Origin of the sequence: Candidatus Electronema sp. JC, assembly GCF_048287365.2 — a bacterium.
GTDB lineage: Bacteria > Desulfobacterota > Desulfobulbia > Desulfobulbales > Desulfobulbaceae > Electronema.
On record NZ_JBLWEM020000011.1, the window covers coordinates 1 to 8909 of the forward strand.

An 8909-nucleotide genomic window follows, 5' to 3' on the forward strand; every position below is an offset into this window, starting at 1 on the left:
ACGTTCTGGTTCGGTGAGTTGTGTGTAATGCTTCATGCGCGCTCCTCTTGCTTGGCGGTGAGAATTGAGCCATCATGTTACCATAACTCACTCTTTTCTCAACCCCGCAAAAGTTGCACTTACAACTTGAATCCACGATCGTAATCAAAGGAGCCTTCTTCAGAAGTGTCGCGCAGGGAGCGGTAATTTCTGGCATCGTTGAAAGACCTGCTGGAATCAAAAACATTCTGGGCGAAAGCAAGACCAGCCTCATGCTCAGCGCGACGGGCTGCAACTTTGACAGAAAGCACATCGGAAATAATTGACCCGCCCACGTAGAGAACAGCGAGCAGCATGCCTCCTGTCAAAGCGGTGTTGAAATCCGGAATAATGCCGTTTGTCAGATTGTAAAGAGCCATGTCAATGATCTGATCAGCAGTGAGGACGGAAGCCATGGCGGAATCCTTTGCGGGGAGCGGAAAGCTCCCCGCTGCGCTGGTTAGGCGACGTTGAAAAGCATCTTGACCTTGCGGTAGACAAACATTGCGATCGGAACAGCAATGATTGCGACAAGGAAGGTGCCGACTTTGGTCACCAAAGAAGCCGGATCGGCAGCTGTGAACAGATCGTCAGCGATGGTCTGCGACATTGCGCTGCCTGCGGTCAGAGCCAGAGCGGTGGAAGCTGCGGCTGCGACTGCGACTTTGCCCTTCAGTTTGGAGCGGAAAGCATTGATCTTCATTTTGTGCCTCCTATAGCACGGTTGTTATGGAAAAAGCGCAGATATGCGCGGTGTAAAGCGTCAGCGAAAAATTTTGGCCAAAAAGGCAATGCCGGCAATGATCAGCAGCAGCGTGATGATGCCGCCGACAGCAGTCAGCATGTCAATGCGGGGGCCGTCAAAGGCAGATGCCGTTATCAGCGGTGTCCATGTTTCGCCCAAAGCAAACGCCTGCGCCGGAACGAGCAGGGCGGTCAATGCTGCCAAGATTCTCTTTTTCATATAGTGTCCTCGTGCTCCGTGCTGCCCGCCGTCCAAGGCCCAGCCCCGTGAAGGGGCTGCACCTTGGACGGCGGTGCGGATTGGTGATCTCTGGTCACTCAATGACCCAGAGGGATACGTTGTAGTAATCCTCGCCGTTTCTTTTGCGGACGTAGGGCCGCAGCTCGCATTTGACAGCGATGTCAGCCCCTTCACCGCCGATGCGGCTGAGGGAGTTGACGGAAAAGGTCGTTGGATGCGAGTACGCGTCCTTCGCGGGCCGGACAATCAGCGTGGAAATAAAGTCGTTGCCATTGTCCGGCTGCACTTTCTTGAAGCCCTTGATGCGGCCTCTGATCTCGACGGTGATGCCGCTGGCTATGCCTTTCTCATCGATCTCATTGGGTTTTGCAGGTGCGGTCATTTTGGTTCTCCTTGGTGCGTTGGATTGCGGTTAAGCCCGCAGCAGGTCGGCTGAAGGCGGGTCAAAATCGTTGTCAGTTTCGTTTGTGTCGTTTTCAAGAGCGGGTTCTTCGGCAAGATGCGTCAGGTCGATGATCGGGCCGTTGTATTTCACATGCGATTCTGCAAGCAGGCCGCTGTCCAGAGCGTTCATGTACGATTCTTCATCATGGAAATGCGGCATAATCAGCCTCCAAGCAGAATGGTTCATTGGTTTCAGCCGGAGATGCATAGCCCCGGCTGTGAAAGTCGTTTGCAAACACCAGCTCCATCACCAGCGCGTTGCAGGACGGGCAGATGATCGAAGCGCCGCCTGCTGAGTTGGCGCCGAACACGGCGGCGTGGAAGCCTTTGCCGCAGCCGGAGCAGGTCAGGTTCTTCAGCGCGACGGAAGTCACCCCGAACAGGCTCCTCATCTGGCTTCCTCCGGGCTGCTGACCGGGCAGTCGGTCAGGCCGGGAATCTCCGCAGGAGCGGAGGCCCGCTGGTTCCAAGCGGCTGCGGCCTCTTCGACCCGGTCGAAACGGGGCACCATGCCGCCGTTGATCCGGGCGAAGAAGCAGTGTTTCTGCCGGATGGAGCTGGCGCAGTCGATGCGGAACTGTTTGAAGCAGTCCTTGAACAGCACCGCCTTGCTCCCGCAGAACGGGCAAGGTGCCAGCGTGATCAGCTGCTGGGAGGAAGGCGCGGTCTCGTTCATGGTTCGTTGTTGGTTCGTTGATCAAAGGCTGCTGTCTTTTTCTTCGTCAGATTCAAGCCACCTGAGGAAGGCGAAGGTGCAAAAAACGGTCGCAGAAAAAAACACCGCCTGAAAAACGATGAGGCAGCGGCGCAAAAAATCGAATTCAAGCTCTCTCAGTCCGGCGATAATGGTGAATGGGATGAGCATGAAAATAGACAGAAGCACGAAAAACCACAGATCGTATGGACTGAAAAAGAGGGCGAGGCGTTTCTTCAGAGCCGGGAAGATGCCTTTGGGTTCAGCCCTGCGGTTCCAGACGGCTGCGGCATCTTCTGGTGTGCGTTGCAGTATGGTTTCGGCAAAAGTGTCGGCTGTGTGACAGAGGCAGCGAACAAAGTAGCCGTAATCTGACGGGTTCGGGCATTCGAGAATCTCAGGCTGCGCCCCGCAGAACGGGCAGGGCTTCAGCCGGGCCAGAAGGCCGGGGACAGCGGAAAACTCTCGGTATCCATGCAGGGTGCGGGACGGAGAAATATCGGGAACCGACTCGCAACCAGGCTCCCAGCCGTAATCCTCGTCATGCTGCTTGGAAAATTTGCTGAAGTCGTTCACAAAATTCCAATTTTCTGCGGCAAGACCGACGGAAGGATATTCATGACGTATACTTGCAGAGCAAGGGCAGTTGAAATAATATCTCGGCTCTTCAACAAGCTCAGGCTGCTTGCCGCAGTAGGAGCAGGGCAGCAGGTCAAACTTGGATGCGGAAAAGGTCGTTTGCTCGGTCATTTTGCGCCTCCGTCGTTGTCAGCGTCTGCATCCTCGTAATCAGGAATGCCGTCTTGATCGCTGTCCGGCTCCGCTTGATTGAAGGAGTCGTATTTTGTGCAGCTGGGGACGGGAATGAAACGCGTGCTTCCGGCAAAATCAGGGCGGACGACGGTGCTTTCGCCCTGACGGAGGCAGAATTCCCCGTTCGCGGTGCTGCAAGCGGGAACAGGCAGGAAGGTCGGAAGGTCTTCCGCCTGCTCTTCGCCGGAGGTCATGCGGAAGCAGTTGCCAGTCGGCGGCTCGTAGGCTGCTGCGAAGGAGGAGGAGCACAGCAGCGCGAGCGCGGCGGCGGCAATCTGTTTTCTTTTCGATGGTCGGTTCGTCATGGTTCGTTCCTTGGGTCGTTGGGTTGCACAGCAGGGGCTAGCACCGGCCAGCCTCTTTAACGGCTTGATTTGTTCGCCCTTTGTCGGTATGCTGAGGGGTTTAGGGGCGAAGGAAACACTTTTATAGAATTCTCTATGTTTAATAGAAGCGTAATATAGATTTATCTATGAGTCAAGAGGGAAATAAATATTTTTCTATGCAGATGGATTTTGTCAGCGTATGGGAGCGGATAAAAAAATCAACGGACATTAAAAATATAACACAACTGGCTGCTGTTATTGGAAAAACACAGCCGACCGTATCAGCTAAGCAAGGGCAAAAAAAAGAATTCCCTATTGAGTGGGCATATTTGGTATCGGAAAAATATGGCCTTTCCTTGAACTGGGTTCTAAAGGGCGAGGAGCCAGTCCGGGCTGGAGCAGCGCGGGAGCCGAAAAACGGCTATGTGCTGCTGATTGACGAGTGGCTGGATGAGATAAAGCGGGAAGACCCTCGGCGGGAAGAGTGGTTCAGGTGCAACTTCGAGGACAGCTTCCCGTCCTTCAAAAGCTGGGTGCAGCGGAAAAACGCAGCCAATCAACATAGAAGACTGGCTGAAACAGTGGCGTAAAAAGAACGGCATTTAACGAATCATCAACGACCAAGGAGAGAAAAATGGAAGCATTGGGAATAACAGCATTGGTTTTGTCAATTGTTGGAATATTCATTCCGATAATCGGATATTTGTTAGCAGGATTGTCAGGAATACTCGCTTTTTTCTCAGCAAAGAAAAACGCTGCATTCGGAATATCAGCAGCAATCATAAATATGGTAAATATATTTTTTCTTTACCCTTCTCTTACAGTGCCAATAGCATTAGCAAAGAAAAAAGTGAGAGGTGAGCATGTTGCTAACAATGAAGCTCTCTTTACTACTCTTGTATTGATTCAGATAGTTGCAATAATATTTATTGCAGTGCAGAAATATCGACAAAAGAAAGGCAACGATTAAAACGAAAAGACAGCCCCTTGTTTCAAATGCGCGGTGCTGAAACAGTAGCGCAATAAACTAGGAATAACCCATGGACAGATGCTGCACCATGAAGCAGGCAACCCGGCGGCTTCGGGATATTGTCAGTTTTGTCGAGAACGGGCACTCAGTAGAGCTGACTCGGCGCGGGAAACCGGTTGCCGTGCTGATTTCGGTTGAGGAATATCAGTCACTCCATGCGCCTGCGAAGCAGGATTTCTGGAGCGCGTTGCAGGAATTCCGCAGTCGGCGGGAAGACGAGACTGATGACTGCGCCGAACTGCTGTCCGGTGTCCGGGACACCTCTCCGGGAAGAAAGGTGTCATGGTGAAGAGACGTTATCTCCTTGACACCAATGTTCTTTCCGAACCCATGCGGCCAAATCCGAATCTTTCGGTGATGAAAAAACTTGAGCTGCACCGCCATGAAGTTGCCACAGCCGCAGTTGTATGGCATGAGCTGCGGTTCGGATGCCGCCGTCTGCCTCCCTCCGCCAAGCGAAGAAGAATTGAGGAATATCTGAGCAAGGTCGTGCTTCCGCATCTTCCTCTTCTGCCCTATGATCAGGCTGCTGCTGACTGGCACGCGGAGGAACGCGCCAGACTTGCGGAGATCGGCCTTACCCCGCCGTTTGCAGACGGACAGATTGCCGCAGTCGCCAAAGTGCATGATCTGATTCTCGTCACCGCAAACATAGCTGACTTTGAACGCTTTTCAGGGATTGCCATTGAGAACTGGTTCAAGCAGGAGTGAAACTATGTGGCAAGACCCAATTGTTCAGGAGACACGGCGGCTGAGAGAGGAATACGCGGCTCAGTTCAAGGGAAATTCGGATGCGATGTTTCAAGACATTCTTCGACGGCAGACGGCCCATAAAGACCGCTTGGTGTGTTTCAAACCGCGCAGCCCAAAGCGGCGGCGAAATGCCGCATAGCGGATTCATCATCTGACCGCCACGGCCAGGATCCGGTTTCCTCGCTCCGCTTCGGGCGCGCGCGGGCCAACATCGTCTCCGCATGGCAACTCATCAGCCGCGCTTAGATGCCCCGATATGCCCCGCCACGACCACCCATTGAGAATGAGCCGAACTTGGTGCCCGCATGGAGCTTTGATTGCCAGAGCCAGCGGAGGGCATGGGGCATGGATGGCTTTGCCATGCGCATACAGCCGCGCATGGCAGTCTCATCCCGTTCTCCCTTGAAAGAAGGAATAAATGACAGCTCACAAGTCATCGGCAGACTCTGTCTGGAGCTGGGGCGGAAAGGCCGGATCCAGCAGATGCGCGCTCAGAAGGATGCCTTCGGAGAACATGGAGATGCTCCAGACCGCAGCCAGCGTCCATGTGAGGCGGCGGAGCTGAGGCGGGCAGCCGAAGGGCATGGTCTCATCCATCACATTGACGGCGGCTGCGCAGAGCCGGAAGCTGATCACTGTGCCAGCAACGAAGGCGGCCCAGAAGAGCAGGTAGAGCAGGAAGTTGAGGGTCATGGCAGAACTCCTTGGAATTTATGATAAGCCCTGAGAAGGTAGGGAAGGGACTCTATGTTCATCATGAAAAGCGTGAAAGCGCAGAGCAGCGACATCTCTATGTAGTTGCGGCGGGTGAGCGGTCTTCTCTTCCGCATTTTTCTGCCAAAATGAAAAGGCATCCACAGCAGCCCGGCAGTTGTGACGGAATAGAATAAAAGTTCGGTGTAAAAATCGTGAGCAAAGTCAATCATGGAAGCGTCTCCTGATAAAAAAAGGTGATTTTATGCCCAAAAAATACAGGGAAGGCCTGAAAGAGCGCCTTGAAATCGGGTGTATGGCATTGGGCTGGTGGAGATGGGCGGCAGCGGGCACCGTTGTTTTCCTGATCATGTGGATGATCCAATGCGGCATGGCGGCGGCAGGAGCATCTGCGGACAGCTATACGTTCAAAGCTGTAAAATACGGAAAATGCCTCCTGCTCGGCTACTGCCTGTACAGGACGTATTTTATCTGGGAAGCGGAAAAGCATTGATCACGCCTCCACAGTGTCATAAAGAGCCGGGTCAATGTCCCGTAGGAACGGCGAGACATCGCCGAGCCGGTGTTTTCTGTCGGGCGTGATGATCATCTCAGGCCACGTGAGGAAGAGCTGCTTCCGGGCTCTGGTGCAGGCGACGTAGAAAAGCCGCTGCTCCTCCTCGTAGTTCGGGCTGCCGCAGCCGCAGGAGGGAAAGCGGTTTTCGGTGAGACCGAGCACAAAGACCGCGTCGAACTCCTTGCCTTTGGCGGAATGGATGGTTGAGGCGATCAGCTTCAGGCCCTGATCAGCGGCGGCTGGATCAGGGCGGTTCAGAGCGAAGTCATCCACGAAGGAGCGCAGGTCATCGTAGTCTGCGGCGAGGGAATGAACACGGTTGAGGTCGCGCAGCCGGGCCGGATGGTCTTCAAAGTGGATGCGCTCCAGAATGGGCTGGTAATATCTGATTGCCAGCTCAAAAACATAGGCCGGATGCAGGCCGGGCAACCGCATGAAATCGAAGGTTTCAGAAAGAAGGCGGAGGTCTGCGGCAAAGCCGGACTGGAGGTTTTCCGAATAGGCTTGCAGCGCGGCAAAGGGAAGTTTTGCCTCGCAGACCGTGTTCAGTATCTTCTCAGCCGTTTTCGGGCCGATCTTGTCAATTTGCAGCAGCAGCCGGTGCCATGACAGGCGGTCATGCGGATTGACGAGGATGCGGAGGAAGGCGGTCACGTCCTTGATGTGAGCGGACTCAGTCAGCTTGAGGCCGCCCCATTTCTCATAGTGCAGACCGGCGGTTGCAAGCTCCAGCTCGAATTTGTAGGCATGAGGGCCTTGCCGGTACAGCACGGCAATTTCTGCGGCAGGTGTGCCGGAAATAATCAGCTCACGGATTTTAGAAGTGACCCAGCGGGCCTTTTCAGCCTCGTTGCGGGCAGCGCAGAGCAGCGGCTTCGGGCCATCGGGCAGGGAAGTGAAAAGCCGCTTGGGGAACTTCTCCTGCATATTGGCGATGACCGCGTTCGTGAACGCCAGTATCTGCGGCGTGGAGCGGTAGTTCTCCTCAAGCGTGATGACCGAGCAGCCGGGCCGGTTGTCGGGAAAGCGGAGGATGTTCCGGGAATCCGCGCCCCGGAAGCTGTAGATGCCCTGCGCGTCGTCACCGACGATAAACAGGTTGCGCTGGACAGAGGACAGCGCGGTGACGATCATCGACTGGAGGGCGTTGGTGTCCTGATACTCGTCAACCAGCACGTGGCTGAAGCGGGCGCAGACCTCCTGCGCGGCGGAGCTTTCCATCAGCAGGCGTTGCAGATGAATGAGCAGATCGTCATAGTCCAGCAGGTTGTGCTTGCTTTTGAAATCGGTGTAGTGCTGGAGAATCAGATAGAAGTCGTCAGCGAACTGGATCAGGTGCGGCTTGTCCAGCTCAATGGCCTCATCAATGGAGCAGTCCTTGTTGACCGCTGCGGAGAGGAAGCTGAATATGGTTCTGCTGTTCGGGAAGCGGCGGCTGGCCCCGCCGAGGCGGAGCGAGGAGATGATCAGGCTGATGATGCCCTCCGCGTCGGTCTGATCGAGGACGGAGAAATCCGGGCTGATGCCCAGCGCGTCGCCGTGGCGGCGCAGCAGCATGTTGGCCGCGCTGTGGAAGGTGCCGCCCTGCACGCGGCGGGCCTGCCAAGACAGAGCGGCGGCGCGCTCGAGCATTTCCTGCGCGGCCTTCTTGGTGAAAGTCAGCAGCAGGATGGATTCCGGCGCAACACCTTGGCTGATCAGCCAGGCGACCCGATGCACGAGCGTGCGGGTCTTGCCGCTGCCTGCCCCGGCGATCACCAAGGCCGGGCCGCCGGAATGCGTGACGGCGGTTTGCTGCGGCTGATTCAGGCCGCTGAGGTCAAACGACGGGCCAGCGGAATCAGGCAGCGGCGGCAGGGAGTCGAGCCAGTCGCGGAGGGAGAAGTCAGACGGTGCCTCATGAACGGGAAACAATGCGGTCTGGTGCATGATGAATAGCGCGTGTTGGGTTCGTTGTTGGGCTTTTTTCCTGCGAATGGTGCGAACAGGTCAGTTTTAAACCAAACATTGCGAATCCAATCAAATAGATGCCTTCGTTGCACCGGCCTGTCACGCCGGAGGTCGCCGGTTCGAGCCCGGTCGGCCCCGCCAAAAAGATCAGGGAGTTAGGATATTATTTATCCTAACTCCCTTTTTTATTTCATCTCCAGAATTTTTGATTTTCGTCTATTGAAACTGCTTTTTCAGCCGTCCGTTTAAACAAGTGCCCCCGGCTCTGTTGGGGGCACTTGTTTAAATTAGGAGCTACGCAGTTGCAACTTAAATTTCAGCGACGCAAATTACTATAGCCAAAGCAGTATAAAATGACTACACTGTGAGTATGGCATACTCAATAGATATACCTAATGTGCAACTCTTAAAAAAAATGCCCGATCCGTGGGGCGCATCCTGTAGAATAGCGGTATCTAAGCCATATTCACAAGGAGCGCGCCATTGACCGGGACAGTTTCATTATCGCTGTTTTTCTGACAGTCTGCAGCCAATATGATTTCATCAAAAAGAACTTCAAGATGCGGCGCGGCGGCTTTCCGCCTGCCCTGAGCGACGAGGAAGTCATCACCATGGAAATATGCGGA

17 protein-coding genes and 1 tRNA gene are annotated in these 8909 nt (G+C 54.7%); 6 read left to right on the forward strand and 12 right to left on the reverse strand.

Annotation, left to right across the window (positions count from 1 at the left end; translation table 11 throughout):
• Nucleotides 1–119 precede the first annotated feature (119 nt).
• The 9 genes from ACNKH3_RS01495 to ACNKH3_RS01535 all read right to left on the reverse strand — a co-directional run bounded on the left by ACNKH3_RS01495 (nucleotide 120) and on the right by ACNKH3_RS01535 (nucleotide 3259).
• Complete coding sequence (locus tag ACNKH3_RS01495; RefSeq protein WP_420207982.1) at nucleotides 120–434, reverse strand: hypothetical protein; 315 nt, start codon at nucleotides 432–434, stop codon at nucleotides 120–122.
• A 44-nt stretch (nucleotides 435–478) separates the two neighbouring features.
• Nucleotides 479–721: a hypothetical protein gene (locus ACNKH3_RS01500; RefSeq protein WP_420207983.1), complete on the reverse strand. Its 243-nt coding sequence runs from the start codon at nucleotides 719–721 to the stop codon at nucleotides 479–481.
• A 60-nt stretch (nucleotides 722–781) separates the two neighbouring features.
• Complete coding sequence (locus tag ACNKH3_RS01505) at nucleotides 782–982, reverse strand: hypothetical protein (RefSeq protein WP_420207984.1); 201 nt, start codon at nucleotides 980–982, stop codon at nucleotides 782–784.
• 94 nt (nucleotides 983–1076) lie between these two features.
• Entirely contained in the window at nucleotides 1077–1385 is a 309-nt protein-coding gene (locus tag ACNKH3_RS01510; RefSeq protein ID WP_420207985.1) for a hypothetical protein, read from the reverse strand.
• A 30-nt stretch (nucleotides 1386–1415) separates the two neighbouring features.
• Entirely contained in the window at nucleotides 1416–1607 is a 192-nt protein-coding gene (locus ACNKH3_RS01515; protein ID WP_420207986.1) for a hypothetical protein, read from the reverse strand.
• Complete coding sequence (locus ACNKH3_RS01520; protein ID WP_420207987.1) at nucleotides 1591–1839, reverse strand: hypothetical protein; 249 nt, start codon at nucleotides 1837–1839, stop codon at nucleotides 1591–1593. Before ACNKH3_RS01520 ends, ACNKH3_RS01515 begins: the two co-directional genes overlap by 17 nt.
• A complete protein-coding gene (locus ACNKH3_RS01525) occupies nucleotides 1836–2123 on the reverse strand; it encodes a hypothetical protein (RefSeq protein WP_420207988.1) in 288 nt (95 codons plus the stop codon). The genes ACNKH3_RS01520 and ACNKH3_RS01525 overlap by 4 nt, the downstream gene beginning before the upstream one ends.
• A gap of 21 nt (nucleotides 2124–2144) precedes the next feature.
• On the reverse strand, nucleotides 2145–2891 hold the full coding sequence (locus ACNKH3_RS01530; protein WP_420207989.1) for a Lar family restriction alleviation protein: 747 nt from the start codon (nucleotides 2889–2891) through the stop codon (nucleotides 2145–2147).
• The gene (locus ACNKH3_RS01535; protein ID WP_420207990.1) at nucleotides 2888–3259 is read right to left on the reverse strand and encodes a hypothetical protein; all 372 of its coding nucleotides are present in this window, start codon (nucleotides 3257–3259) and stop codon (nucleotides 2888–2890) included. Before ACNKH3_RS01535 ends, ACNKH3_RS01530 begins: the two co-directional genes overlap by 4 nt.
• Nucleotides 3260–3426: 167 nt before the next feature.
• Here ACNKH3_RS01535 and ACNKH3_RS01540 point away from each other — a divergent pair, with 167 nt between their 5' ends.
• The 4 genes from ACNKH3_RS01540 (at nucleotide 3427) to ACNKH3_RS01555 (ending at nucleotide 5021) form a co-directional block, all read left to right on the forward strand.
• Complete coding sequence (locus tag ACNKH3_RS01540; RefSeq protein ID WP_420207991.1) at nucleotides 3427–3870, forward strand: helix-turn-helix domain-containing protein; 444 nt, start codon at nucleotides 3427–3429, stop codon at nucleotides 3868–3870.
• A 44-nt stretch (nucleotides 3871–3914) separates the two neighbouring features.
• A complete protein-coding gene (locus tag ACNKH3_RS01545) occupies nucleotides 3915–4250 on the forward strand; it encodes a hypothetical protein (RefSeq protein WP_420207992.1) in 336 nt (111 codons plus the stop codon).
• 70 nt (nucleotides 4251–4320) lie between these two features.
• A complete protein-coding gene (locus tag ACNKH3_RS01550; protein ID WP_420207993.1) occupies nucleotides 4321–4599 on the forward strand; it encodes a type II toxin-antitoxin system Phd/YefM family antitoxin in 279 nt (92 codons plus the stop codon).
• Nucleotides 4596–5021 carry a type II toxin-antitoxin system VapC family toxin gene (locus ACNKH3_RS01555; protein WP_420207998.1) on the forward strand — a complete coding sequence of 142 codons (426 nt, stop codon included), beginning with the start codon at nucleotides 4596–4598 and terminating at the stop codon, nucleotides 5019–5021. Before ACNKH3_RS01550 ends, ACNKH3_RS01555 begins: the two co-directional genes overlap by 4 nt.
• Before the next feature lie 468 nt (nucleotides 5022–5489).
• Here the strand turns inward: ACNKH3_RS01555 and ACNKH3_RS01560 are convergent, their stop codons facing one another.
• On the reverse strand, nucleotides 5490–5756 hold the full coding sequence (locus tag ACNKH3_RS01560) for a hypothetical protein (protein ID WP_420207994.1): 267 nt from the start codon (nucleotides 5754–5756) through the stop codon (nucleotides 5490–5492).
• Nucleotides 5753–5989 carry a hypothetical protein gene (locus ACNKH3_RS01565; RefSeq protein ID WP_420207995.1) on the reverse strand — a complete coding sequence of 79 codons (237 nt, stop codon included), beginning with the start codon at nucleotides 5987–5989 and terminating at the stop codon, nucleotides 5753–5755. The genes ACNKH3_RS01560 and ACNKH3_RS01565 overlap by 4 nt, the downstream gene beginning before the upstream one ends.
• 32 nt (nucleotides 5990–6021) lie before the next feature.
• Between ACNKH3_RS01565 and ACNKH3_RS01570 the strand changes: the two genes are divergently transcribed.
• Nucleotides 6022–6270, forward strand: coding sequence for a hypothetical protein (locus tag ACNKH3_RS01570; protein ID WP_420207996.1), 249 nt, complete (start codon nucleotides 6022–6024; stop codon nucleotides 6268–6270).
• On the opposite strand, the gene ACNKH3_RS01575 is transcribed toward ACNKH3_RS01570, so the two are convergent.
• A complete protein-coding gene (locus ACNKH3_RS01575; protein WP_420207997.1) occupies nucleotides 6271–8262 on the reverse strand; it encodes an ATP-dependent helicase in 1992 nt (663 codons plus the stop codon).
• A gap of 17 nt (nucleotides 8263–8279) precedes the next feature.
• Between ACNKH3_RS01575 and ACNKH3_RS01580 the strand changes: the two genes are divergently transcribed.
• Nucleotides 8280–8424: transfer RNA gene (locus ACNKH3_RS01580), tRNA-Asp, on the forward strand.
• The last annotated feature ends 485 nt before the right edge of the window (nucleotides 8425–8909 follow it).

What these genes read in the sequence shown, in the direction of transcription:
- ACNKH3_RS01495 (WP_420207982.1), bottom strand. Translation starts at nt 434, where the DNA reads ATGGCTTCCGTCCTCACTGCTGATCAGATCATTGACATGGCTCTTTAC.
- ACNKH3_RS01500 (WP_420207983.1), bottom strand. Translation starts at nt 721, where the DNA reads ATGAAGATCAATGCTTTCCGCTCCAAACTGAAGGGCAAAGTCGCAGTC.
- ACNKH3_RS01505 (WP_420207984.1), bottom strand. Translation starts at nt 982, where the DNA reads ATGAAAAAGAGAATCTTGGCAGCATTGACCGCCCTGCTCGTTCCGGCG.
- ACNKH3_RS01510 (WP_420207985.1), bottom strand. Translation starts at nt 1,385, where the DNA reads ATGACCGCACCTGCAAAACCCAATGAGATCGATGAGAAAGGCATAGCC.
- ACNKH3_RS01515 (WP_420207986.1), bottom strand. Translation starts at nt 1,607, where the DNA reads ATGCCGCATTTCCATGATGAAGAATCGTACATGAACGCTCTGGACAGC.
- ACNKH3_RS01520 (WP_420207987.1), bottom strand. Translation starts at nt 1,839, where the DNA reads ATGAGGAGCCTGTTCGGGGTGACTTCCGTCGCGCTGAAGAACCTGACC.
- ACNKH3_RS01525 (WP_420207988.1), bottom strand. Translation starts at nt 2,123, where the DNA reads ATGAACGAGACCGCGCCTTCCTCCCAGCAGCTGATCACGCTGGCACCT.
- ACNKH3_RS01530 (WP_420207989.1), bottom strand. Translation starts at nt 2,891, where the DNA reads ATGACCGAGCAAACGACCTTTTCCGCATCCAAGTTTGACCTGCTGCCC.
- ACNKH3_RS01535 (WP_420207990.1), bottom strand. Translation starts at nt 3,259, where the DNA reads ATGACGAACCGACCATCGAAAAGAAAACAGATTGCCGCCGCCGCGCTC.
- ACNKH3_RS01540 (WP_420207991.1), top strand. Translation starts at nt 3,427, where the DNA reads ATGAGTCAAGAGGGAAATAAATATTTTTCTATGCAGATGGATTTTGTC.
- ACNKH3_RS01545 (WP_420207992.1), top strand. Translation starts at nt 3,915, where the DNA reads ATGGAAGCATTGGGAATAACAGCATTGGTTTTGTCAATTGTTGGAATA.
- ACNKH3_RS01550 (WP_420207993.1), top strand. Translation starts at nt 4,321, where the DNA reads ATGGACAGATGCTGCACCATGAAGCAGGCAACCCGGCGGCTTCGGGAT.
- ACNKH3_RS01560 (WP_420207994.1), bottom strand. Translation starts at nt 5,756, where the DNA reads ATGACCCTCAACTTCCTGCTCTACCTGCTCTTCTGGGCCGCCTTCGTT.
- ACNKH3_RS01565 (WP_420207995.1), bottom strand. Translation starts at nt 5,989, where the DNA reads ATGATTGACTTTGCTCACGATTTTTACACCGAACTTTTATTCTATTCC.
- ACNKH3_RS01570 (WP_420207996.1), top strand. Translation starts at nt 6,022, where the DNA reads ATGCCCAAAAAATACAGGGAAGGCCTGAAAGAGCGCCTTGAAATCGGG.
- ACNKH3_RS01575 (WP_420207997.1), bottom strand. Translation starts at nt 8,262, where the DNA reads ATGCACCAGACCGCATTGTTTCCCGTTCATGAGGCACCGTCTGACTTC.